At 73.0% G+C, this 24275-nt stretch carries 22 protein-coding genes; 10 read left to right on the top strand and 12 right to left on the bottom strand.

Annotated elements, in window-relative coordinates:
• Positions 1–88: 88 nt before the first annotated feature.
• The 7 genes from CFP66_RS06550 (at position 89) to CFP66_RS06520 (ending at position 5971) form a co-directional block, all read left to right on the top strand.
• Positions 89–1456, top strand: coding sequence for a sugar ABC transporter substrate-binding protein (locus CFP66_RS06550; RefSeq protein WP_094921065.1), 1368 nt, complete (start codon positions 89–91; stop codon positions 1454–1456).
• The gene (locus tag CFP66_RS06545) at positions 1453–2403 is read left to right on the top strand and encodes a carbohydrate ABC transporter permease (protein WP_094921063.1); all 951 of its coding nucleotides are present in this window, start codon (positions 1453–1455) and stop codon (positions 2401–2403) included. Before CFP66_RS06550 ends, CFP66_RS06545 begins: the two co-directional genes overlap by 4 nt.
• A complete protein-coding gene (locus tag CFP66_RS06540) occupies positions 2400–3278 on the top strand; it encodes a carbohydrate ABC transporter permease (RefSeq protein ID WP_094921062.1) in 879 nt (292 codons plus the stop codon). The genes CFP66_RS06545 and CFP66_RS06540 overlap by 4 nt, the downstream gene beginning before the upstream one ends.
• Positions 3278–4270, top strand: a complete 993-nt coding sequence (locus CFP66_RS06535) for a zinc-dependent alcohol dehydrogenase family protein (RefSeq protein WP_094921060.1) — start codon at positions 3278–3280, stop codon at positions 4268–4270. The genes CFP66_RS06540 and CFP66_RS06535 overlap by 1 nt, the downstream gene beginning before the upstream one ends.
• A 67-nt stretch (positions 4271–4337) precedes the next feature.
• Positions 4338–5000 (top strand): FMN-dependent NADH-azoreductase, encoded by a 663-nt coding sequence (locus tag CFP66_RS06530; protein ID WP_094921059.1) that lies wholly within the window; start codon positions 4338–4340, stop codon positions 4998–5000.
• Positions 5001–5038: 38 nt separating this feature from the next.
• Positions 5039–5359, top strand: coding sequence for a multidrug efflux SMR transporter (locus CFP66_RS06525; RefSeq protein WP_094921057.1), 321 nt, complete (start codon positions 5039–5041; stop codon positions 5357–5359).
• Between the two features lie 9 nt (positions 5360–5368).
• Positions 5369–5971, top strand: a complete 603-nt coding sequence (locus CFP66_RS06520) for a TetR/AcrR family transcriptional regulator (protein ID WP_094921056.1) — start codon at positions 5369–5371, stop codon at positions 5969–5971.
• Positions 5972–6033: 62 nt separating this feature from the next.
• Here CFP66_RS06520 and CFP66_RS06515 read toward each other — a convergent pair whose 3' ends face one another.
• The 5 genes from CFP66_RS06515 to CFP66_RS06495 form a co-directional block, all read right to left on the bottom strand.
• A complete protein-coding gene (locus CFP66_RS06515) occupies positions 6034–7677 on the bottom strand; it encodes an AbgT family transporter (RefSeq protein WP_094921054.1) in 1644 nt (547 codons plus the stop codon).
• Between the two features lie 22 nt (positions 7678–7699).
• The gene (locus CFP66_RS06510; protein WP_094921052.1) at positions 7700–9028 is read right to left on the bottom strand and encodes a M20 family metallopeptidase; all 1329 of its coding nucleotides are present in this window, start codon (positions 9026–9028) and stop codon (positions 7700–7702) included.
• 58 nt (positions 9029–9086) lie between these two features.
• Complete coding sequence (gene hrpA / locus CFP66_RS06505) at positions 9087–13295, bottom strand: ATP-dependent RNA helicase HrpA (RefSeq protein ID WP_094921051.1); 4209 nt, start codon at positions 13293–13295, stop codon at positions 9087–9089.
• A 30-nt stretch (positions 13296–13325) separates the two neighbouring features.
• Entirely contained in the window at positions 13326–13586 is a 261-nt protein-coding gene (locus CFP66_RS06500) for a hypothetical protein (RefSeq protein ID WP_094921049.1), read from the bottom strand.
• Positions 13587–14155: 569 nt separating this feature from the next.
• Positions 14156–14437: a hypothetical protein gene (locus CFP66_RS06495; RefSeq protein ID WP_143517133.1), complete on the bottom strand. Its 282-nt coding sequence runs from the start codon at positions 14435–14437 to the stop codon at positions 14156–14158.
• A gap of 52 nt (positions 14438–14489) precedes the next feature.
• Between CFP66_RS06495 and CFP66_RS06490 the strand changes: the two genes are divergently transcribed.
• A complete protein-coding gene (locus tag CFP66_RS06490; protein WP_094921046.1) occupies positions 14490–14771 on the top strand; it encodes a hypothetical protein in 282 nt (93 codons plus the stop codon).
• A gap of 434 nt (positions 14772–15205) precedes the next feature.
• On the opposite strand, the gene CFP66_RS06485 is transcribed toward CFP66_RS06490, so the two are convergent.
• Positions 15206–16024 carry a serine hydrolase gene (locus tag CFP66_RS06485; protein WP_094921045.1) on the bottom strand — a complete coding sequence of 273 codons (819 nt, stop codon included), beginning with the start codon at positions 16022–16024 and terminating at the stop codon, positions 15206–15208.
• On the bottom strand, positions 16017–16697 hold the full coding sequence (locus CFP66_RS06480; protein WP_233159176.1) for an SDR family NAD(P)-dependent oxidoreductase: 681 nt from the start codon (positions 16695–16697) through the stop codon (positions 16017–16019). Before CFP66_RS06480 ends, CFP66_RS06485 begins: the two co-directional genes overlap by 8 nt.
• A 198-nt stretch (positions 16698–16895) precedes the next feature.
• On the opposite strand from CFP66_RS06480, the gene CFP66_RS06475 reads away from it, so the two are divergent.
• Positions 16896–17777 (top strand): DUF72 domain-containing protein, encoded by an 882-nt coding sequence (locus CFP66_RS06475; protein ID WP_233159175.1) that lies wholly within the window; start codon positions 16896–16898, stop codon positions 17775–17777.
• The gene (locus tag CFP66_RS06470; protein WP_198961253.1) at positions 17774–18337 is read left to right on the top strand and encodes a CinA family protein; all 564 of its coding nucleotides are present in this window, start codon (positions 17774–17776) and stop codon (positions 18335–18337) included. The genes CFP66_RS06475 and CFP66_RS06470 overlap by 4 nt, the downstream gene beginning before the upstream one ends.
• A 19-nt stretch (positions 18338–18356) precedes the next feature.
• Here CFP66_RS06470 and CFP66_RS06465 read toward each other — a convergent pair whose 3' ends face one another.
• The 5 genes from CFP66_RS06465 to CFP66_RS06445 all read right to left on the bottom strand — a co-directional run bounded on the left by CFP66_RS06465 (position 18357) and on the right by CFP66_RS06445 (position 24228).
• Positions 18357–19526: an MFS transporter gene (locus CFP66_RS06465; RefSeq protein ID WP_094921643.1), complete on the bottom strand. Its 1170-nt coding sequence runs from the start codon at positions 19524–19526 to the stop codon at positions 18357–18359.
• Positions 19527–19744: 218 nt separating this feature from the next.
• The gene (locus CFP66_RS06460; protein WP_094921041.1) at positions 19745–21352 is read right to left on the bottom strand and encodes an acyl--CoA ligase family protein; all 1608 of its coding nucleotides are present in this window, start codon (positions 21350–21352) and stop codon (positions 19745–19747) included.
• Between the two features lie 143 nt (positions 21353–21495).
• Positions 21496–21690, bottom strand: a complete 195-nt coding sequence (locus CFP66_RS06455; protein ID WP_094921040.1) for a ferredoxin — start codon at positions 21688–21690, stop codon at positions 21496–21498.
• 58 nt (positions 21691–21748) lie between these two features.
• The gene (locus tag CFP66_RS48460; protein WP_198961252.1) at positions 21749–22159 is read right to left on the bottom strand and encodes a hypothetical protein; all 411 of its coding nucleotides are present in this window, start codon (positions 22157–22159) and stop codon (positions 21749–21751) included.
• 191 nt (positions 22160–22350) lie between these two features.
• Positions 22351–24228, bottom strand: a complete 1878-nt coding sequence (locus CFP66_RS06445) for a propionyl-CoA synthetase (protein ID WP_094921038.1) — start codon at positions 24226–24228, stop codon at positions 22351–22353.
• Between the last annotated feature and the right edge of the window lie 47 nt (positions 24229–24275).

The raw sequence follows: 24275 nt of genomic DNA, 5'->3' as shown, positions 1-24275 counted from the left end.
GGCGGGATTCCGTTGCCACACTTCCGATCGTGTGATCGAGGCTGCGCTCATGTGAGCGGGCCAGGAGAGACGCCCAGGAGGGGTCGCGATGAGGCGAAGGGGCATGCGCGGTGCGCTGCTCGCCCTGGTCCTGCTGCTGACGAGCACGGCCTGCGCGGGGTGGGGCGGCAGCGTCGGCGGCGGCGGGGCGAACAGCATCACGGTGCTGATGGTCAACAACCCGCAGATGGTGGACCTGCAGCGGCTCACGGCCGAGCACTTCACGCGGGAGACCGGCATCAACGTGAACTTCACGGTGCTGCCCGAGAACGACGTCCGCGACAAGATCAGCCAGGAGTTCTCGAGCCAGGCCGGCCAGTACGACGTCGCGTCGCTCTCCAACTTCGAGATCCCGATCTACGCCCGCAGCGGCTGGATCGCGCCGATGGACCCCTACCTCGAGGCGGACCCCGAGTTCGACCAGGCCGACATCCTCCCGTCGATGGTGAAGTCGCTCAGCGGCCCGGACGGGCAGATCTACGGCCAGCCGTTCTACGGCGAGTCGTCGTTCCTCATGTACCGCAAGGACGTGCTGGAGTCGGCCGGCATCACGATGCCCGAGCAGCCGACCTGGCCGCAGGTGGCCGACATCGCCGCCAGCCTCGACGGCGTGCAGCCCGGGATGGCCGGGATCTGCCTGCGCGGCCAGCCGGGCTGGGGGCAGGTCTTCGCGCCGCTGACCACCGTGGTCAACACGTTCGGCGGCACCTGGTTCACCGAGGACTGGCAGGCCGAGGTGAACGCGCCGGAGTTCCGCGAGGCCGTGCAGTTCTACGTGGACCTGGTGCGCGAGCACGGCGAGGCAGGCGCCCCGCAGGCCGGCTTCACCGAGTGCCTCAACAACATGGTCCAGGGCAACGCCGCCATGTGGTACGACGCCACGTCCGCGGCGGGCTCGCTGGAGGCCGCCGACTCGCCGGTGCGCGGCAAGATCGGTTACGCCCCCGCACCGGTGGTCGAGACCGACAGCGCCGGCTGGCTGTACGCCTGGGCGTGGGGGATCCAGGCGGCCAGCGAGAAGAAGGACGCCGCGTGGGAGTTCGTCTCGTGGGCGTCGAGCAAGGAGTACGAGCAGCTGGTCGGCGAGCAGGTCGGCTGGGCGGACGTGCCGGCGGGCAAGCGGGCGTCGACGTACGAGAACCCGGAGTACCTGGCCGAGGCCGGCGCCTTCGCCGAGCAGACCCGCGATGCGATCCTGACCGCCGACCCGACGAACCCCGGCGTGCAGCCGCGGCCCGCGCTGGGCATCCAGTTCGTCGGGATCCCGGAGTTCCCCGACATGGGGACGCAGGTGTCGCAGGAGGTGAGCTCGGCGATCGCCGGGCTGGTCACGGTGGACGAGGCCCTCGACCGGGGCCAACAGCTGGCCGACGACGTCGCGGAGCGGTACCGCTCCCGGGTGGAGGGTGAGTCATGAGCACCGCACTCGAACCACGCACCCCGTCGGAGGCGCGACCCGGGCCGGGGCAGGACACGGCGATGCGGCGCGCCGGTGACTGGGCGCGGCGCGCCCCGCTGCTGCCCGCGCTGATCTTCCTGATCATCGTGACGCAGTTGCCGTTCCTCGGCACGCTGATCATCTCGTTCATGAACTGGAACGCCTACTACCCCGACGAGCGTGGGTTCGCCGGGTTCGACAACTTCCGGCGCGTCCTCACCGACGTCAACACCCGCGACTCGATCGTCACGACGATCCTGCTCACGGTGTCGGTGGTGCTGGTCAGCCTCGTGCTCGGGCTGCTGATCGCACTGCTGCTGGACCGGGCGTTCCGCGGACGCGGGTTCGTCCGCACGATGATGATCACGCCGTTCCTCGTGGTGCCGGTGGCGGCGGCGCTGGTGTGGAAGCACGCGCTCTACAACCCGGAGTACGGGCTGTTCAACGGCGTGCTGACGTGGATCTTCGGCGACGGCGCGCCGCAGCCGGACTGGGTGTCCACCATGCCGCTCACGGCGGTGGTGGCCTCGCTGGTCTGGCAGTGGACGCCGTTCATGATGCTGATCCTGCTGGCGGGCCTGCAGAGCAAGCCGCTGGACGTGATCGAGGCCGCCAAGATCGACGGCTGCACGGCGTGGCAGATCTTCCGGCACATGACGTTCCCGCACCTGCGCCAGTACCTGGAGCTGGGCGGGCTGCTCGGCTCGATCTACATCGTGCAGAACTTCGACGCCGTCTTCACGATCACCTCGGGCGGCCTGGGCACCGCCAACCTGCCGTACACGATCTACCAGACCTTCTACAACGCGCAGGACTACGGCCGTGCCTCCGCCGCGGGCGTCGTCGTCGTGATCGGGACGATCATCATCGCGACCCTCGCCCTGCGCACCGTGTCGTCGCTGTTCCGTGAGGAGGGGGCCCGATGACCGCGACCCTGGACGCACCGCGCGCCGCCGCGCCGCGGGTGAACGCGCCACCCCGCAACCCGGTCGGGTCCGTGCTGACGGTCGTGGCATGGATCGTCGGTGTGCTGTTCGTGCTGCCGGTGCTGTGGATGGCGCTCACGTCCTTCCACAGCGAGGCCGACGCCGCCACCAACCCGCCGTCGCTGTTCGCGCCGCTCACCCTCGACGGCTACGCGAACTTCTTCGGGGCGCAGACCGGCGCCAGCCCGTGGCCGCCGCTGCTCAACTCGATGACGGCGAGCGTGGTGTCCACGGCGCTCGTGCTCGTGCTCGCGATCCCGGCGGCGTACGCGCTGTCGATCCGGCCGGTGCGCAAGTGGACCGACGTGCTGTTCTTCTTCCTGTCCACGAAGATGCTGCCGGTCGTGGCGGGCCTGCTGCCGGTCTACCTGATCGCGCAGAGCATCGGGATGCTCGACAACATCTGGCTGCTGATCATCCTGTACACCTCGATGAACCTGCCGATCGCGGTCTGGATGATGCGCTCGTTCCTCGCCGAGGTGCCGGTCGAGGTGCTCGAGGCCGCCTCGATCGACGGCTGCAGCCTGCCGCGCACGCTGCGCACCGTCGTCGTGCCGATGGTGCTGCCGGGGATCGCGGCCACGTCGCTGATCTGCTTCATCTTCAGCTGGAACGAGCTGCTGTTCGCCCGCGTGCTCACCGCCACCACGGCGCAGACCGCACCCGTGTTCCTCACCGGCTTCGTCACCAGCCAGGGGCTGTTCCTGGCCACGGTGTGCGCGGCGTCGGTGGTCGTGTCGCTGCCGGTGCTGATCGCCGGGTTCGCGGCGCAGGACAAGCTCGTGCAGGGGCTCTCGCTGGGAGCGATCAAGTAATGAGAGCGGCGGTCATCAGCGCCGACTCCGTGACCGTGGAGACGGTGCCCGACCCGACACCGGGGCCGCGGGAGGTCGTGGTGTCGGTCGCCGGGTGCGGGATCTGCGGCACCGACCTGCACATCGCCGAGGGGGAGTTCGCCCCGACGCTGCCGGTCGTGCCCGGGCACGAGTTCGCCGGCGAGGTGGTGGCGCTGGGCGCGGACGTCACCGAGCTGCGGGTGGGCGACCAGGTGGCCGTGGACCCGTCGCTGTACTGCCACGAGTGCCACTACTGCAGGCGCGGGCGCGGCAACCTGTGCGAGCGCTGGGGCGCGATCGGCGTCAGCACGGGGGGCGGGGCCGCCGAGTTCGCGGTGGCCCCGGTGGCCAACTGCGTGCGGCTGCCCGACAGCGTCACGCCGGCTGATGCCGCGCTGATCGAGCCGCTGTCGTGCGCGGTGCGCGGCTTCGACGTGCTCGCGCCGCAGCTCGGGGACCACTTCCTCATCTACGGGGCCGGCACGATGGGCCTGATGATGATGGAGCTGGCGAAGCGGGCGGGCGCGGCGGGCGTCGAGGTGGTCGACCTCAACCCGGCCCGGCTGGAGACGGCGCGCGAGCTGGGCTGCACCGCCACCGCCACCAGCGCGGACGAGCTGGACCGCCCGCGGGGCTGGGAGGTGGTGGTCGACTGCACCGGCGTGGTCGCCGCCATCGAGGACGGCCTGGGCCGCGTGGCGCCCGGCGGGACGTTCCAGCAGTTCGGTGTGGCCAACGAGGGTGCCACCGCATCGTTCTCGCCGTACCGGATCTACAACAAGGAGATCCGCGTCGTCGGCTCGATGGCCGTGCTGCACAGCTTCGAGCGCGCCGCGGAGCTGTTCGCCGGCGGCGCGATCCGCCCGGACGTGATGATCAGCCACCGGATGGGGTTGGAGGAGTACCCGGCCGCGCTGGAGCAGTTCCGCCAGGGTGTCGGGCGCAAGATCCAGGTGATGCCGCACAAGTAAGTGGACAGCGTGTCCGCATGAGGGTAGAAGTGGTCATACTGTCCACTTACTGCCCTCGGAGGCTGCCGTGCCCGGCCTGCTGCACCTGGACGCCAGCGCGCGTTCCCGCTCGTTCTCCCGCCGCTTCGGCGACCGCTTCGCCACCGGCTGGCGCGCCGCGCACCCCGGTGCCGGCTACGTCCACCGCGACCTCGCCGCCGACCCCGTCCCGTTCATCGGCGAGGCGTGGACCGAGCTGTGCGACGAGGTGATGCGGCGGCGGATCACCGACCCCCGCCGCTACGCCGAGGTCGTGCGGACCCCCGCCCAGCAGGCGGCGTGGGACGTGGTCGCCCCGCTGCTCGACGAGCTGCTCGCGGCGGACGTCGTGCTCGTGGCGACGCCCATGTACAACTTCACGGTCCCGGCCGCGCTCAAGGCGTGGATCGACCAGGTCACCTTCCCGCGCATGGCGCTCACCGGCACCCGGTTCGTGGTCGTCTGCGCCCGCGGCGGCACCTACCTGCCGGGCACGCCGCGTGCGGCCGTCGAGCACGCGGCCGACTACCTGCGCGACTTCCTCGACGGCCACTTCGGCGTCACCGACGTGGCGTTCGTGACCCCGGAGCTGACCAACGCGCTCGTCGACCCGGTGCTCGCGGGGCGCCGTCCCGAGCACGAGGCGTCGGTGGCGGTCGCCGAGGCGCAGGTCGACCGGCTGGTCGCGGCGTACTCGCCGGCCGTGGCGTGAGCAGCTCGGCGGATGCGGGAACCGGGACGAGGACGCGCATGAATGGATGGATGTGGCTGCTCGCGGCAGGCGTCGTGGAGATCGCGTGGGCGCAGAGCATCCCGCCCACGAAGGGGCTCACGCGGCTCTGGCCGAGTCTGCTGTGCGTCGCGCTGTGCGTGGCGATCATCTGGATGCTCGCACGGGCCACGCTCGAGGGCGTGCCGGTGAGCACGGCCTACGTGGTCTTCACCGGGATGGGGGCGGCCGGGGCCGTGCTGGTCGGGCTGGCGGTGCACCACGACCCGATCACGCCGGCGCGGATCGGCGCGCTGGTGCTGATCGTGGGCGGGGTGCTGCTGGCCCACGGGATTGCTTAGCCTGGGCCGATGTCCAGCGTCGAGCCGCCGCGCGTGGGGGCCCCGCCCGCCGAGCGGGCCGACGCCGCCCGGAACCGGGCGCGGATCCTCGCCGCAGCCGCGGACCTGTTTCGCGGTGGTGGGGATCCGCGCGCGGTCACGATGGACGACGTCGCCCGCGCCGCGGGCGTGGGCCGGGCCACGCTGTACCGGCGTTACCCGGACGTCCCCGCGATCGCCGAGGCGCTGCTCGGCGACCACGAGCGGGACCTGCAGGAACGGCTGCTGCGGGGCGAGCCGCCGCTGGGGCCCGGGGCCGCCCCCGCCGAGCGGCTCGCGGCGTTCTACGCGGCGATGGTCGCGCACCTGGAGGCCCATCTGCCCCTGGTGATCGCGCTGGACGCGGGGTCGGCGCGGTTCGCCGTGGGGTCCTATGGGTTCTGGCGTGCGCACGTCCGGGCCCTGCTCGTCGAGGCCGCGGTCCCGGATCCGGACGCGCTGGTGGACACCTTGCTGGCCCCGCTCGCGGCCGAGGTGTTCGGGCACCAGCGTGCCGGCGGGCTCACCCCGGAGCGGATCGCGGCCGGCCTCACGCGCCTGGCACACGGCGTACTGGCACCGCCCAACTGCTGACGCACCGACTGCAGTCGCTGTGTGAGCACCGAAGTCGGTGTGCGACCGCCGGGCGGGCGGCGTCAGGGGCCGACGCGGACGTCGACGCCCGGGCCGAGCGGGAGGTCGAACGCGTAGAACACGGTCAGGATCAGCACCCACGCCAGCCAGAACGGCACCACGAACGGCACCATCTTCGCGATCACCGTGCCCAGCCCGGCGTTCGGCTGGTAGCGCCGCACGAAGGTCAGCAGCACGATCATGTACGGGTTGAGCGGGGTCATGACCTGGGTGGCGGCGTCGCCCACGCGGAACGCGCCCTGCACGAACCCGGGTTCGTAGCCCAGCAGCAGGAACAGCGGCACGAACACGCTCGCCATCAGCGTCCACAGGCTCGACCCGGAGATGATGAACAGGTTGAGCAGCGAGGCGAGCACCACGAACCCGAGGATCGCCGGGAACCCGGTGAGGCCGATCGCCTCCAGCAGTTGCGCGCCGGAGACGGCCAGCCAGGCGCCGATGTTGGTCCAGGCGAACAGCGCGATGAACTGCCCGAGGATGAACGCGAGCACGATGAACCCGGACAGGTCCTTCAGGGCCCGGCCCATCAGCAGCGGCACGTCCGCGCCCCGCCGGATCACGCCTGCGGCGATGCCGTACGCCAGCGCCGGCACGAAGAAGGCGAGGAAGACGAGCGTGACCACGGAGTCCAGCAGCGGGGACTTCGGGAGGTAGCCACCGGTGTCGTTGCGCAGCGGGGAGCCCGGCACGAGCACGAGCGCCAGCACCGCGACCGTGAGCAGCAGCAGCGTGATGCCGGCGACGCGCAGGCCGCGCCGCTCCGCAGGGGTGACGGTGGCCGACACGGGCTCGGCCATCGGGTCGGCGTCATCCTTCCCGCCGGCGGCCGGCTTCTCGTTGACCACGTCGTCGTCGCCCACTACGTCGTCGCCCACTACGTCGTCGCGGTCGACCTCGGTGTCGGGGAACTGCGAGCGCACGAGGCCCGGCTCCACCACGCGGTCGATGATCAGGCCCGCCAGCAGGCTCAGCACGATCGCCGAGACGATGTTGAAGAAGTAGTTCGAGATCGGCGTGACCGTCGTGGCGGCCATCGGCAGCGTCGCGGCCACGCTGTTGGTGATACCGGCGAACAGCGCGTCGAGGCTGGTGATGAACAGGGAGGTGGAGTAGCCCGCTCCCGCGGCCGCGAAGCCGCCGATGAGGCCGGCGACCGGGTGGCGTCCGGCCGCCCGGAACACGATGGCGGCCAGCGGCGGGATGATGATGAACGCCGAGTCGGCCATGACGCTGCCGCTCACGCCGATGAACCCCAGCGCGTAGGGCAGCATCCAGCGCGGCGCGCGGGAGAAGGCGAGGCGGATCAGGGCCGCGAGCATGCCTGTGCGCTCGGCGAGCCCGACCGCGAGCATGATCGTCACGACGGTGCGCAGCGGCGGGAACCCGATGAAGTTCTCCGCCAGCCCGGTGAAGAAGAACTCCAGTCCGTCGCCGCTGAACGCCCCGCGCACCGGCGTGCTCTCGGCCTCGCCGGGGATCGTGACCGTGACGCCGAACGCGGCCATCACCGACGACAGCACGGCCACGACGAGCGTGAGCCACGCGAACAGGATGAACGGTTCGGGCAGCCGGTTGCCGGTGCGCTCGATCCAGTCCAGGGCGCGGTCGAGGCGGCCGGGTGGGGCGGACGGGCTCGCGGTGGTCACGGCTGCCTCCTCGGAGGGCGGGTCAGTCGAAGAACGTCGGTACGTCGAGCGGCCCGCCCGCCGCGGCGAACTCGGCGTGCACGGCCTCGCGCAGCGCGGCGTCGGACAGGTAGTCGACCGCCGTGAGCGCGAGCCCGAGGGCCCCGTCGCGGACGGCGCGGTCCCCTGCCTCGGAACCCGCCGCCTCGGCGAAGCCCACGGTGTGCAGGGCCACCGTGGGTGCGGACACCGCGATCATGGGGTGGATCGCCGGCATCCGGTAGCTGAGGTTGCCGAGGTCGGTGGAGCCGGTGAGGAACTCGGGCACGATCCCCGGTGGCAGCGGCTGCCGCCCTGCCGGCTCCTGGTTCACCGCCCAGCGCCCGGACAGGGCGTGGTTGAACCGGATCGGCAGGTACGGCGGCTGAGCGTCCCAGTGCAACTCGACGGTGCAGCCCGCCGCGGTGGCGGCGCCCCGGGCGATCGCCGTCAGCCGCTCGGCGAGGTCGCGCAGCGTCACCGGATCCGCCGAGCGGGCGTAGAACAGCACCGCCGCCCGCTCCGGGACGACGTTCGGCCGCGCGCCACCGTCGGTGAAGATCCCGTGCACGCGGTCGGTGCCCGGGAGGTGCTGGCGCAGTGCCGCCACCCCCTGGTACGCCGCCACCGCGGCGTCGAGCGCGTTGCGCCCCATGAACGGCTGCGCGGAGGCGTGCGCGGCGACGCCGTGGAACACCATCTCCACCTGGCGGCGCCCGAGGAACGGGTGCATCGCGATGTCGTGGGTGAACGGGTGCAGCATCACGACCGCGTCGACGTCGTCGAACACGCCGGCGCGCGCGAGGGTCTCCTTGCCCCCGCCACCCTCCTCCGCCGGGGTGCCGATCAGCGACACCCGCCCGCCGGTCTGGCGCTGGGCCTGCGCTGCGGCGAGGAACCCGCCGACACCCGTGGTGCAGATGATGTTGTGCCCGCAGGCGTGCCCCACGCCGGGCAGGGCGTCGTACTCGGCGAGCACCGCCAGGTGCGGCCCGCCCTCGCCCCGGGTGGCCACGAACGCCGTCTCCAGCCCGCCCACGCCGATCTCGGCGCGGTGGCCGTGCCGCTCCAGCAGCGTGGCCACCGCCCGCACCGACCGGTGCTCGGCGAACCCCTCCTCGGGATGGGCGTGCAGGTCCCGGCTCAGGGCGACGAGTTCCGAGGCGTACTCGCCCACCGCCGCGGTGACGCCGTCCCGCACCGGGCCCGGGGCGCCGGCGTGCTCCGAACCGATCGGCTCCGCCGTGGCCACGGCCCGCTCGGTGGCGGCGGTGAGAGCCCGCAGGTAGCTGTCGTCGGGCGGCGACGGCCGGGTGGGGTCGGAGTCGCTCATGATCTCCAGACCCTAGTCCGCGGCCTTGGGCGCTGGTAGGCGTGATCGCCTCGGCGGATCAGTGCAGGTCGTCGATGGCCTTCTGGATCCGCTTGATCGACACCGGGCGGCGGGTGCGCATCGGGTGGGCGTAGAGGCCGACGCGCAGCTCCTCGATCATCCAGCGGATCTCCCGCAGCGCCGCGCCCGCTTCGACGCCCGGCGGGAGCGCTGCCAGCTCGGCGGTGTACTCGTCGGCCACCACGCGTACCTGGGCGGTCCACTCGGCGTCCCGTGCGGGGTCGACGCGCAGCTTCTCGATCCGCCGCTCCACCGCCTGCAGGTAGCGTCCGACGTCGGCCAGCCGGACGGCACCCGCGGCCGTGGCGAAGCCGGGGCCGACCAGCGCGCCCACCTGAGCGGTGATGTCGGCGACGCCCGCGGCCAGGGCGGGGGCGCGCAGGTCGGCCAGCTGCCCCTGCACCCGGTGCCACACGGTGAGGGCGTCGCGCACGGCGCGCAGCACCTGCAGCGTGGTGGACGCGAGCCGCTCGGCGAAGATCTTGCGCAGCCGCGCGTACGACCGCTCGTCCCAGGCCGGACCGCCCGCGGCCGTGATCAGGTGGTCGGCGGCGGCCGTGACGCAGTCGTCGAGCAGGGCGGCCACCGACCCGTGCGGGTTGCGTGACAGCGCGAGCTTCGTGGCGTTGTCCAGGTCGCGCTGCACCTGCCGGACCGGCGACGGCGTGGCCAGCAGCAGGAGCCGCCGGACCCCGCGGTGGTGGGCCGGGTCGCGCTCGACCGCGGTGGGGAAGACCCGCACGTCCACGCTCGCGCCACGGTCGACGAGGCCGGGATAGCCGGTGACCGTGTGGGTGCCGCGCCGGATCGGGCGCTGGGGCGGCAGCGTGCCGAACTCCCAGCCGGTGGCCCCCGTCTTCTCGATGTCGACGCCCGCGGCGGCCAGCTCCTCGCGCACCTTCGGCGCGAGCTTGCGGCGCAGGGCCTCCAGATCGGTGCCGGCCGCGATCTCCCGGCCGCGCTCGTCCACCACCCGGAAGGTGACGGTGAGGTGCTCGGGGAGCCGGTCGAGCTCCCAGGCCTCGCGCGGGATGTCGATGCCGCGCATCCGGCCGAGCTCGCGCTCCAGGCCGTCGAGCAGGGGTTCGTCCCCGGCGCTCAGCCGCGCGAGCACGGCGCGGGCGTGGTCGGGAGCGGGGGAGTACAGCCGGCGCAGCTGCTTGGGCAGGGTGCGGATGAGCGCCGTGACCAGCTCCTCGCGCAGCCCCGGCACCTGCCAGGTGAACGGGGTGGGGTCGATCTGGTGCAGCGCCGCCACCGGCACGTCCACGGTGACGCCGTCGGTGTTCGCGCCGGGCTCGAACGCGTACGACAGCGGCAGCGTCAACCCGCCGGCCTCGACGTGGTCGGGGTAGGCGCCCCGGTCCACGCCCGCGGCCTGCGCGGTGCGCACCATCTCCTCGGTGAAGTCGAGCAGCTCGGGCTGTCGCTGCGAGGTCTTCTTCCACCACGAGTCGAAGTGCCGCCCGGACACGACGTGCGCGGGGACGTGCTCCTCGTAGAACGCGACGAGCGTGTCCTCGTCCACGACCAGGTCGCGGCGCCGGGCCCGGTGCTCGAGCTCCTCGACGTCCTCGAGCAACTCCCGGTTGGCGTGGAAGAAGCGGTGCCGGGTGTCCCAGTCGCCCTCCACCAGCGCGTGGCGGATGAACAGCTCGCGCGAGGTCTCGGGGTCGATCCGCCCGTAGTCGACGGTGCGGCCCACGACGATCGGGACACCGTGCAGCGTGACGCGCTCGGTGGCGACGCTCGCCGCGCGCTTGCGCGACCAGTGCGGCTCCGAGTACGTGCGCTTCACCAGGTGCCCGGCCAGCGGCTCGATCCACTCCGGCTGGATCCGGGCGACGGTGCGGGCGAACAGCCGGGAGGTCTCCACCAGCTCGGCGGCCATCACCCAGCGCGGCGGCTTCTTCGCCAGTGGCGAGCCAGGGAAGATCATGAACCGGGCGCCGCGGGCGCCGAGGAACTCCCGGCCCGCGCCGCGGCGATCGCCCTTCCTGTCCTTCCCGCCGCCCTTGTCCTTGCCGCTGCTCTTGTCCTCGCCGTCGTCACGCAGGCCGATCTGCGAGAGCAGACCGGACAACACGGCCATGTGGATGCGGTCGGAGTCCGGCTCGGCGTCGTTGAGGGTGAGGCCCGCGTTGCGCGCGGCCGAGCGCAGCTGGGAGTGCAGGTCCTGCCACTCGCGGATGCGCAGGTAGTGCAGGAACTCCTCGCGCAGCATGCGGCGGAACCGGTTGCCCGACAGCTCCTGGCGGCGCTCGGCCACGTAGCGCCAGAGGTTGAGGAACGCGAGGAAGTCCGAGCCGGCGGCGTCGAGCGTCGATTCGCCGACGGCCCACTCCCCGGCGAAGCGGGCGTGCTTCTCGTCGGCGGCCTGGCGCTGCTCCTGCGGACGCTCGCGCGGGTCCTGCACGGACAGCGCCGCGGCGATGACGAGTACCTCGCGCAGGCAGCCGTTGCGGTCGGCCTCCACGAGCATGCGTCCCAGGCGGGGGTCCACCGGCAGCGCGGCGAGCGCGCGGCCCACGGCCGTCAGCGTGCGGCCCTCGAGCGCGCCGAGCTCCTGCAGGAGCGCGAGCCCGTCGCCGACGGCGCGGGCGTCCGGCCGCTCGACGAACGGGAACTCGGTGAGCTCGCCGAGGTCGAGGGAGATCATCTGCAGGATGACCGACGCGAGGTTGGTGCGCAGGATCTCCGGGTCGGTGAACTCCGGGCGCGCGTCGAAGTCGTCCTCGCTGTAGAGGCGGATGGCGATGCCGTCGGCCACGCGGCCGCAGCGTCCGGCGCGCTGGTTGGCGCTGGCCTGCGAGATCTTCTCGATCGGCAGCCGCTGCACCTTCAGTCGGCGCGAGTAGCGCGAGATGCGGGCGGTGCCGGTGTCGACGACGTAGCGCACGCCCGGCACGGTCAGGGAGGTCTCGGCGACGTTCGTGGCGAGCACGACCCGACGGCCCGGGTGCGGCGCGAACACGCGCTGCTGCTCGGCCGTGGACAGCCGCGCGAACAGCGGCAGGATCTCGGTGTTGCGAAGGCCGCGCGTGGTGAGCGCGTCGGCGGTGTCGCGGATCTCGCGCTCGCCGGGCAGGAACACGAGGATGTCGCCGTCACCCTCGCGCTGCAGCTCGGCCACGGCGTCACCGATGGCGTCGAGCTGGTCGCGGTCCGGGTCGTGGTCGGGGTCGTCCAGGTCGACCACGGGCCGGTAGCGGATCTCGACGGGGTAGCTGCGCCCGGACACCTCGACGACGGGGGCGTCGAAGTGCTTCGCGAAGCGCTCGACGTCGATCGTGGCCGAGGTGATGATCACCTTGAGGTCGGGGCGGCGCGGCAGCAGCTGCGTGAGGTAGCCCAGGATGAAGTCGATGTTGAGGCTGCGCTCGTGGGCCTCGTCGATGATCAGGGTGTCGTACTGGCGCAGCATCTTGTCGCCGGACAGCTCGGCGAGCAGGATGCCGTCGGTCATCAGCTTGACCAGCGTGTTGTCGCCGACGTGGTCGGTGAACCGCACCTTCCAGCCGACCGCGCCGCCCAGCTCGGTGCCCAGCTCCTCCGCGATGCGCGACGCCACGGTGCGCGCGGCCAGCCGGCGCGGCTGCGTGTGGCCGATCAGGCCGCTGACGCCGCGCCCGAGCTCGAGGCAGATCTTCGGGATCTGCGTGGTCTTCCCGGAACCGGTCTCGCCGGCGACGATCACGACCTGGTGGTCGCGGATGGCCGCGGCGATGTCGTCGCGCCGCGCGCTGACCGGCAGCGCCTCCGGATATCCGACGCTGGGCACCGCGGCGCGCCGGGCGGCGATCCGCTGCTCCGAGGTGTCGACCGCCGCGGCGATGCCTGCGGCCGCCCGGGAGCGCGCGTGCGCGTCGCGGGTGCGGCGCGCGGTGTCGAGGCGGCGGCCGAGGCGGTGCGCGTCCAGCAGGGAGAGCGCGGGGATCCGCTCGGCGAGCGCGTCGAGCTCGGCGTCGAGGACCGGTGGGGCGTCGGCGGGCACGGGCGGCTCGTCGGGGGCATCCCGGCGCCGGCCACCGCGCCGACGGGGCCTGCGGCGCCCCGGCCGCCCCTCACCGGCGCTCCCGCGGCCCGGCCGGTCGCCGTCGCGGCCGACCTCGCTGCTCGCGTCGCCGTCGCGGGAGGGGACGGCGTGCGGAGACGGGTCGGCCTGCGGGGGGCGCGCGTCAGCGGCTCGGGCCGCGGGAGAGGACATCGGGGGAGGAGTCTGCCTGGGGTCGGAGTGTCAGACGGAGCGTAGGGCGGGGAGGATCTCGTCCGCGACCGGATTGTCGCTCGCCGGGTGCTCCACGAGCGCCAGTACCCGGTTGCTGAGGAAGCGAGCCGTGCGGATCGTGCTGCCGCCGCGCGTGGTCTCACTCACCTCGACGACGCCGCGCGACTGCGTGATGCCGACCTTGCGGCCGGCCCGCGTGGCCCGGATGTCGTAGGTGCGCGTGGTGCCGCTCCCGGCGTCGATCACGATCTCTACGCGGTCGCCCTTCATGCTGCTCGCCGTCCTCGCTCGTCGGTGTCGCTCCCCCGGTACAACGTGCCTCCCCCGTCGAGAATTCCCAGTTCAGCGGGGATAAGCCAGGTGTAGGGGGGCGGCGCTGTCGGGGGCAGCGCCGCCCGGCAGCCGCGTCGTCGGCAGCGGGAACGCCGGACGCGGCAAGTCGGTGGTGGGTCGGAGGAAGGCGTCCGCACCGGGCGCCGGTCGCCTCTCGGCGCGTGGCACGCCCCGTGGGGCGGCGAAAGGGTGGGACCCGGGGACACGGATCGCCCGGCGCGGACGCCTCCTGCAACCTCCCGGAGCCGGGATCTGTTCCCGACGCGGGCGGTGGTGTCCGGACCAGGCGCTGGTCGCCTCGCGGCGAGTGGCACAACACGGCTCCAGCCGAACGGTATTCCGTGAAGGCTCTTCAAATTGAGACCCGGGGACACAGGTCGCCCGGTCCGGACAGCCGGTACAACGGGCGAGCCCCGCGGATGATTCCCGGGTGGGTGAACGGATCTGGACGGACCCGTGACGCCCAGGGGAGGGCACTCGCATCATGCCGCCCGACGGGCACCGGCTCACCCCCTGCCGGTCCCGTCGGTCGGGTAGAGCTGGCGGTTCCACTGCTGCCGTCGTCCCACGCCGTCGACGTACCAGCCGACGGGTTGGCGCGATCCCAGCTCGCCGACCGTGAAGCGGGTGACGCTGACGGAGGTCACGCGCCAGTCGGTGGAACGGTCCCGCGCGTAGGCGCGGGCCTCCTCCTCGCCGGTGAACACGATCTCGACGGCCCCGGCCTCGCCCGGTCGGGCGGAGTGCACGGAGTAGACGACGTTGCCGGCCACAGTGCTGGTGGTCACCACGGTCACATCTTCCCATTAATGGGAAGGATGTCAATCTAGGGTCCGCCTGATGAGCAGCGAACGCGCGGGAGACCTGGCGCGCCTGCTCGCCGGCGACCTGTCGGCGCTCTCCCAGGAGGAGCTGATCGCCGCTGCTCAGCGGGTCGAGGCCACCCGGGACGAGACCCTGCAGTGGTCCGGTCGCCTGCTCGCCGCCCTGCACGACACGCACGAACTGTCGTGGCCGGCCATCGCCCGCGTGACCGGTATTCCGCAGAGCACGGCACACCGGCGTGCGCAGCCGTACCTCACCGCGGCCCCCGACGAAGGACCGGACCGGCGCGACCGCTGACCCGGCGCGGCGTGATCGCCGGCTGCGGTCACACAGCCGCACCGGTGCGGTTCTGCCACCGCAGACAGCGATCATGGCGTCACCGCCGACCGCAGGAGCAAGATCCTTCCGACATCCATCGCATCGCCCTCGGCAGGGCGAACAGCTGGATCTCGGAACGATCGATCCATCTGTGAGATCGAGCGGAACGCCCTCGCCGGGGCGCATCCGTGGATCTCGCAACGATCAACGATCCGTCGGGCCCGCGATCAATAACGAGGCGGGCATGATCGCCGTCCGCGGTCCCACGCCCGCACGGTTGCGGTTCTGCACCCGCGCAGGGCGATCAAGACCCTCCGGAAGCCGCGCGCCGCGCGCGCACGACCAGCTCGTACGAGCGGCACCCTCGTCCGATAGAGCGGTACGGAAGTGCCGTTCGTACACCTGGCGGGGGGTCAGAGCGCGGCCAGCACGCCGTCCGTGTACCCCGGCCAGGTCTCCACCGCCCAGGGGGCGAAGTCTCGGTCTGTGAGTACCACGCACGCTGCTCCGGCGTCGGGATCGACCCAGAGGAACGTCCCGGACTGGCCGAAGTGGCCGAAGGTGCGCGGCGAGCTGCCTCCGCCCGTCCAGTGCGGGCTCTTGCCGTTGCGGATCTCGAAGCCCAGGCCCCAGTCGTTCGGGCGCTGCCGCCCGTAACCGGGCAGGATCCCGTCCAGGCCGGGGAAGGCCACGGTGGTGGCCTCGGTGAGCGTGTCGGGGTGCACGAGGGTGGGCGCCTGCAGCTCGGTGGCGAACCGCGCGAGGTCGGCCACGGTGGAGACGCCGTCCGCGGCGGGGGAGCCCTCCAGGGTGGTGTCGGTCATGCCGAGCGGGGCGAGCACCGCCTCGTGCAGGTAGTGGGCGAAGGGCATGCCGGCGGCGTCGGCGACCGTCTCGCCGAGCACCTCGAACCCGACGTTGGAGTAGATCCGCCGGGTTCCCGGCGCGGCCTGCACGGCCCCGTCGGAGAACGACAGGCCCGAGCAGTGCGCGGCGAGGTGGCGGACGGTGGAGCCCTCGGGACCGGCGGGGGTGTCCCACTCGACGGCGCCCTCCTCCACCGCCACGAGCACCGCGTACGCGGCGAGCGGCTTGGTCACCGAGGCCAGTGCGAACACGCGGTCGGTCTCGCCCGCGGTGGCGCGCACACCCTCCGGCCCGACGACCGCGGCCGCCGCGTGACCCACCGGCCAGTCGAGCACCGCACCCACGGCGGTCCGGAGCTCAGGCATCGCCGTACACCGGGATCACGGCACCGCTGATCGGCGCGGCATCGGGCCCGCAGAGGAACGCGATCACCTTCGCGATCGCCTCGGGGGCCACGGCGCGCTCCGCCAGCCCGGGCGGCATCCAGCTGCGGTTCGCGGGCGTGTCGATCGTGGAGGGCAGCACGGCGTTGACGCGGATGCGGTCGCCGCGCAGCTCCTCGGCCAGCAGCGTGGTGAGCCGGACGACCGCAGCCTTGCTGGTGGCGTGGGCGACCGGGGCGCCGCCACCCACGGCGGTGCGCGCCCCGACCGTGACGATCGCGCCGCCGCCGCGGGCCGCGAGCCGGGGCGCCGCGGCCTGCGCCGTCCACAGCGCGGAGCTGAAGTTGGCGCGCCAGAGGGTGTCGAGCTGGTCCTCGTCGACCTCGGCGAGCGAGCCCGGCGTGAACCCGCCGGCCAGCCCCACCAGCGCGTCCGGTGTCACGGGCAGCACGTCGATCTCGGCGAACGCCGCGTGCACCGACGCGCGGGAGGTGAGGTCCACGGCCACGGCGTGCACCCCCTCCTGCGCGGCGAGCGCGTCCAGCCGCTCCCCGGGCCGGCCCAGCGCCACCACCGGCCGGCCGGCGGCGCGGAACTCCGCGACCACCGCGTGCCCGAGAGCGCCCGCGGCGCCCGTCACGATCACTGCGTCCACGAGGCCATCCTGCCTGATGTGATGGCGCGCGGGCCTTCCAGGCGCGAGCGGTGTCTGATTGCCTTCGCTTCGCTTCGGCGGCTCGCGGGCCTTTCAGGCGCCGTCCTGCTCCTCCGGTGCTCGGTCGCTCGTCCCTCGCTCCCTGCGCGCCTCCTCCGCAGGACGGCGCCGGCCCGCGAGCGGTGCGATGCTCGCGCAGTGGCACCGGTGGAGGCGCGGGCGTGGGTGGGGACGTCGGGGTGGCGCTACCCGCCCTGGCGCGGCACGTTCTACCCGGCCGGGCTGCCCCAGCGCCGCGAGCTGGAGCACCTGTCCCGGTGCGTGAGCAGCATCGAGATCAACGGCTCGTTCTACTCCTTGCAGCGGCCGGAGAGCTACCGGGCATGGGTGGAGCAGGCGCCCGAGGGGTTCGTGTTCGCCGTCAAGGGCGGGCGGTTCATCACCCACCTCAAGCAGCTGCGCGACGTGGCGACGCCCTTGGCCAACTTCTTCGCGTCCGGGGTGCTGGCGCTGGGCCCCGCGCTCGGACCGGTGCTGTGGCAGCTCCCGCCGAGGATGCGCTTCGACCCGGCACGCCTCGACGCCTTCCTGGCCATGCTCCCACGCAGCACCCGGGCGGCCGCGGCGCTCGCCGCCGGCCACGACGAGCGCCTCGACGGCCGGGCCCACCTGGAGATCGACGAGGACCGCCCGCTGCGCCACGCGCTCGAGGTGCGCCACCCCTCGTTCTGCCGCCCGGAGCTCGTGGAGCTGCTGCGGGCGCGGGACGTCGCGCTGGTGGTGGCGGACACGGCGGGCACCTGGCCGCACCTCGAGGACGTCACCTCCGATTTCGTCTACGTCCGGCTGCACGGCGACACCGAGCTCTACACCAGCGGCTACACCCCCGACGCGCTCGACGCGTGGGCGGTGAAGGTGCGGGCCTGGCGGGCGGGGGAGGCGCCCACCGGGGAGTTCACGGTGGCGCCCGCCGCGCCCCGTGCGGCATCGGGGCGTGACGTGTTCGTCTACTTCGACAACGACGCGAAGGTGCGCGCACCGTTCGACGCCGTCGCGCTCGCCGAGCGGCTGTCCGCGTGACGGCTCGGCCGATCGGGTACGAGGGCGTGGTGCAGCCAGAGCCGACCGCCGTCGAGACGACCATCGACCAGGAACGGGCCCGCCCGGCCGACGAGCGCCACGAGGAGCTCGCCGCCCGCGTGTCCGAGCTCGCCCGCCGGCACGGCCGGAGCGTGGCGGTGGCGGAGTCGTTGACCGGCGGCAACATCGCCGTCGCGCTGGCGGCGGCGCAGGCGGCGAGCGAGTGGTTCCGGGGTTCGCTGGTGGCCTACTCCAGCGAGGTCAAGCACGGGGTGCTCGATGTGCCCGAGGGACCGGTCGTGTGCGCCGAGGCGGCCGAGGCGATGGCGCGCGGGGTGCGCCGGCTGCTCCGAGCCGACGTGGCCGTCGGCGTGACCGGGGCGGGCGGCCCGGAGCCCCAGGACGGGCAGGAACCCGGCACCGTGTTCGTCGCCGTGGACGACGGCGTCCGGCCGCACGTGCGGCGGTTCGACCTGCACGGCGACCCGCAGGAGGTGCTGGTGGCGGCGGCCGGCGAGACGCTCGCCCTGCTGGTGCAGTGCCTGGAGGAGCGGGGCTGAGGGGTCAGGACCGGCGAGGTCAGGACGTGGCGAGCCGCGCGGCCGCGGTGCGGTGGGCCACCAGCATCCGCCGGCCCAGCACCATCAGGAGGCCCGCCACCAGCATCGTGACCGCGCCGACCAGCCACGCCGCCGGGAACGACCCGTGCGCGGCGATGAACCCGAACGCGATCGGCCCGACGAAGCCGCCGCCGTACACGCCGGTCTGCACGATCGACGTGGCCGCCGCGGGAGCCGAGGGGTGCAGCCGCACCACGGCGAACTGCAGCAGCCCCGGCCACGACCAGCCGAGGCCGAACCCGAGCACGGTGCCGATCACGAGCGCGGGCGTGCCCGGCACCGCCAGCAGCGCCAGCCCGACGGCGCCGCAGACGAGGCTCCCGGCGACCACGGCGATGTGCCCGCCCGAACGCCGGTCGGCCAGCCAGCCGTTGAGCAGCCGCAGGGTCAGGCCCACCACGCTGCCCATCGTCAGGGTGAGGCCCGCGAGGCCGGGGCTGATGCCCCGGTCCACGGCGGCGGCCACGAGGAAGATCCCGAGGGCGTTCGCCGCTGCGGCGCCGAGGCCGGCGGCGATCCCGATCACGCTGAGCGCGCCCGTGGCCCGTTCGCCCGGGGTGGCGGTGCTGCGCGCCCGGTTGCTCGCGCTCCGCGGTGTGAGCGGCAGCGCGCCGAGGGCGAGGCAGGCGGCGATGACGTAGGCCCAGCGCCAACCGATCGTGAGCGCGATCCCGGGCACCGCCACCCCGGACAGCAGCGTGGCGATCGGGATCGCTGCCTGCTTGAGGCCGAACGACAGCCCCAGCCGCGTGGCCGGCACGTGCTGCGCGAGCGTCAGGTTGGAGGCGAGCTGGCCCAGCACGTTGCACCACGCGCAGCACAGCAGCAGGGCGACCAGCACCGTGTACGAGGTGGCGATCGCGGCGATCGCGCCCAGTGCCGCGGCGACGCCGACCACGGCGATGCGGCTGGTCACCGCCGCGCCGAACCGTTCCACGAGCCAGCCGCACGGCAGCGACGCCAGCGCGCTGATGCCGAAGTAGAAGGCGACGACGAGGCCGAGGCCCGCCGGGTCGAACCCCAGCTCGGCGGAGATCTGCACGGCGAGGGCACCGGTCAGGAACACCGGCAGCACGGAGGCGGTGGTGACCGAGACGGCGCCGATCGCCACCCGTCGCGCACCTGGCATGTGAGCAATGCTAAGCGCCGTGGCGCCGGCGAGGCGTGTGAGCAGCACGACCCTGGCGGCCCGCGACACGTCCACGCGCACACCCCGACTCGCGGGTGTGAGGCCGCGACTCGCGGGTGTGGGGCCGCGACTCGCGGGTGTGGGGCCGCGACTCGCGGGAGGTGGGCGCCCACCCTCCGCGAGTCGGGGGCTCAGTCGCGCGAGTCGGGCCGGGTTGGTCAGCCGCGGATGCGGGAGGCCTCGCCCGACCACTCCTTCTCTCGCAGCTCGAACTTCTGCACCTTGCCGGTGGAGGTCTTCGGCAGCTGCTCCACCAGCTCGACGGTCTTGGGTGCCTTGTAGCGGGCGATCCGGGTCTTCACGTGCTCGATCAGCTCGTCCGGGGTGGCGCTCTGGCCGTCGGCCAGCACGACGAACGCCTTGGGCCGCTCGCCCCACTGCTCGTCGGGCACGCCGATGACGGCCGCCTCGAGCACGGCCGGGTGGGACACGACGGCCTGCTCGACCTCGATCGTCGAGATGTTCTCCCCGCCGGAGACGATCACGTCCTTCGCGCGGTCGCGCAGCTCGATGTAGCCGTCCGCGTGCAGGACGCCCAGGTCACCGGAGTGGAACCAGCCACCGGCGAACGCCTTCTCGGTGGCGGCCTCGTCGTCGTAGTAGCCGAGCATGACGTTGTTGCCGCGCATCACGACCTCGCCCATCGTGGCGCCGTCGGCCGGCACGTCGTTCATCCGCTCGTCCACCACCCGCACGCGGTCGGCGCACACCATCCCGACGCCCTGTCGGGCCTGCCGCGCGGCGCGCTCCTCGGGCGTGAGGGCGTCCCAGTCGCGCTGGTACTGGTTCACCGAGTACGGGCCGTAGGTCTCGGTGAGCCCGTAGACGTGCACGATCCGGAAGCCCATCCGCTCCGCGTGCCCGATGGTGGTGGGGCTGGGCGGGGCGCCCGCCGTGGTGATCGTGATCGGCTGCTCCAACGCCGCCGCCTCGGGCGCGCGCAGGATCGTCGTGACCACGGTGGGCGCGCCGTTGAGGTGCGTGACACCGTGCTCGCGGATCAACCCCCAGACGACGTCGCCGCGCACCTCGCGCAGGCAGACGTGGGTGCCACCGATCGCGGTGATCGCCCACGGCGTGCACCAGCCGTTGCAGTGGAACATCGGCAGCGTCCAGAGGTAGACGCTGTCGAACGTGTGCCCGGAGTGCACGATCTCGCCGAAGGAGTTCAGGTACGCGCCGCGGTGGGAGTACTGCACGCCCTTGGGCCTGCCGGTGGTGCCGGAGGTGTAGTTGAGGGAGACGCAGCTCGTCTCGTCGGCGACCTCCCACGCCAGCGGCTCGTCGCTGCCCCGCGCGAGCAGGTCGGCGTAGGTCACGCCGCTGCCGGTGCCGTCGCCGGGCTGCGCCGGGTCGACGACGGTGACGATCTCCTCGACGGACTCCAGCTCGCCGGCCAGCGGCGCCACGGTCGGGTACAGCGCCGCGTCGACGACCAGCAGCTTCGCCCCCGAGTGGTCGAGGATGTAGCGCACCTCCTCGGTGGCCAGCCGGGTGTTGATCGCCACGAGCACCGCGCCCGCGAGCGGCACGGCGAAGTGCGCCACCAGCATCTCGGGCACGTTGGGCAGCAGGTACGCCACGCGGTCGCCGGGCCCCACGCCCGAGCCGCGCAGGGCGTGCGCCACCCGCGTGGTCTCGGCGGCGAACTCGGTGTAGGTGATCCGCCGGCCGCCGTACACGATCGCGGTGCGGTCGCCGAACACGTCGGCGGAGCGACCGAGGAACGCCAGCGGGGTGAGCGGTGTGTCCCAAACGGCGGTCATGCGCCCGATCATTCGCCGAGGCCGGTGGGAAGCGCAACGCGCCCGACCGTCACTCCGCACACCGAGCAGTCACTTGGCACAAGGCCCGCCCTGTGCGAAGTGACTGCTGGGTGTGCGAAGGCGGGCTCCGGTGCGCGGCGCGATCAGCCCTCCACGAGGCTGATGGCCGCCCGCGGGCACCCGGCGACGGCCTGCTCCATCTTCGGGCGCAGCTCCTCCGGCGGGTTCTCGTCGAGGATGTAGAGGAAATCGTCCTCCCGCACCTCGAACACCTCCGGGGCGATGCCCATGCAGACGGCGTTGGACTCACACAGATCGAAGTCGACGACGACCTTCATGCCCTCATCGTGCCCCTCCCGCGCAGCGGCCGGTACTCAGGCGACCCTCACCAGCCGGTCACGGGTGGGGCACCCCGCCGGTGGCCACGCCACGTTGTGGGAACGCCGCGGCCCGGTGGCCCTCGGTTCCGGAGTGCGGCTCGCGGTCGTCGTCATCCTCCGACGCGGTGGCCGGCGTGGTGGCCGGCGCACCCTCGTCCTCGTCACCCGCGTCGTCCGCGGCGCCGCGATGGGGCAGCCACTCGCAGGCCACACCGTCGCCGGGGCCGTCCGGGCCGACGTCGAGCCGGTGCGGGTCGGACCGGTCCTCGTCGAGGACGGCCTGGGCCTCCTCCTGGAGGTCGAAGTCGGTGCAGTCGAAGCCCTCGGCGGCCAGCGCGGTGCCGGCCATGGCGACGACGAAGGCGACGGTGAGGGTGGCGGCGAACGCGGCCACCCGCGGACGACCGGGTGCGGGGACGGGAGCCATGAGAGCGCGGTCCTCTCGGTGCAACGGGGAGCGGCCGTCGTGGGGGAGCGCCGGCCTGCACGCGAGATGTCTCCGCAGGACCACGAGGTGTTACCGAGCCGTCACGAATTGCGCCATCCGGCGGCGCCCCGAACCGACGAACGGCACTCTCGTCGGCACCTGGCCGACGAAAGTGCCGTTCGTCCGGTCGATCAGCTGCGGCGCAGCACCGGGCGGAGGGCGTCCAGGACCGTCGCGTCGTCGATGGTGCTGGGCACCGGCTCGTCCACCCCGTCGGCGATGCCGCGCATCGTCTTGCGCAGGATCTTGCCCGAGCGGGTCTTGGGCAGGGCGGGCACGACCGCGACGTCCTTGAGGCTCGCCACCGCTCCGACCTGGTCGCGCACCAGCTGCACGAGCTCGCCGCGCAGCTGCTCCTCGTCGCGCTCGACCCCCGCCTTGAGCACGACGAGCCCGCGGGGGACCTGGCCCTTCATCGCGTCGGCCACGCCGATCACCGCGCACTCCGCGACGTCCGGGTGGGAGGCGAGGACCTCCTCCATGCCGCCGGTCGAGAGCCGGTGGCCGGCCACGTTGATCACGTCGTCGGTGCGGCCCATCACGTAGACGTAGCCGTCGGAGTCGATCCGGCCGCCGTCGCCGGTGAGGTAGTAGCCGTCGAACGCGGCCAGGTAGGACTGCACGAACCGCTCGTCGTCGTTCCACAGGGTGGGCAGCGCCCCGGGCGGCATCGGCAGCTTGACGACGATCGCGCCGTCGGTGCCCGGCTCGACCGGCTTCCCCGAGGTGTCGAGCACCTGCACGTCCCAGCCGGGCAGCGGCTTCGTCGGGGAGCCCGGCTTGGTCGGGAGCAGCTCGATGCCCGCGGGGTTGGCCACGATCGGCCAGCCCGTCTCGGTCTGCCACCAGTGGTCGATCACGGGGATGCCGAGCAGGTCCGCGGCCCAGCGGTAGGTCTCCGGGTCCAGCCGCTCGCCCGCGAGGAAGAGGTAGCGCAGCCCGGAGAGGTCGTACTTGCGGGTGTACTCGCCGTCCGGGTCCTCCTTCTTGATCGCCCGGAAGGCGGTGGGCGCGGTGAAGAGGCTCTTCACGCCGTGCTCGGCGACCACGCGCCAGAACTGCCCGGCGTCCGGCGTGCCGACCGGCTTGCCCTCGTAGAGCACCGTGGTGGCCCCGGCGAGCAGCGGCGCGTAGACGATGTAGGAGTGCCCGACGACCCATCCGACGTCGGACGCGGTGAAGATCGTCTCGCCGGTGTCGACGTCGTAGACGTTCGGCATCGACCAGCGCAGCGCCACCGCGTGGCCGCCGCTGTCGCGCACCACGCCCTTCGGCTTCCCGGTGGTGCCGGAGGTGTAGAGGACGTAGAGCGGGTCGGTGGCCCGCACCGGCACGCACTCGGCGGGCGCGGCCGTTGCCGCCGCCTCGGCCCAGTCGACGTCGTCGGGCCCCATGGCGGCCTCGGCCTGCGGGCGCTGCAGGATCACCCGCTTCGCGGGCTTGTGCGCCGCCTGCGCGATCGCGGCGTCCAGCAGCGGCTTGTACTCGATCACCCGCTTGCCCTCGATGCCGCACGACGCGGACACGACGACCGTGGGCGCGGCGTCATCGATCCGGACCGCGAGCTCCTTCGGCGCGAACCCGCCGAAGACCACCGAGTGCACGGCGCCGATCCGCGCGCACGCGAGCATCGCGATCGCGGCCTCCGGCACCATCGGCAGGTAGATCACCACGCGGTCGCCGCGACCCACACCGAGACCGGCGAGCACGCCCGCGAACCGCGCCACCTCGTCGCGCAGCTGCGCGTAGGTGTAGGTGCGCTGGGTGCCGGTGACCGGCGAGTCGTAGATCAGCGCCGCCTGGTCGCCGCGGCCGGCGTCCACGTGGCGGTCCACCGCGTTGTGGCAGACGTTCAGCTCGCCGTCCGGGAACCACCGGTAGAACGGCGGGTGCGACGCGTCGAGCGCGCGGGTGGGCGCGACGTGCCAGTCGATCGCCTGCGCCGCCCCGAGCCAGAAACCCTCGGGGTCCTCCGTGCTGGCGCGGAAGACGTCCTCGTACCCACCCATCCGCTGGCCTCCTCGCCCTCGTGCGTGCCCGGTCCGCCGGGATCTCC

Source organism: Pseudonocardia sp. MH-G8 (genome assembly GCF_002262885.1).
GTDB lineage: Bacteria > Actinomycetota > Actinomycetes > Mycobacteriales > Pseudonocardiaceae > Pseudonocardia.
This window is presented reverse-complemented; position numbering and strand designations above follow the sequence as displayed.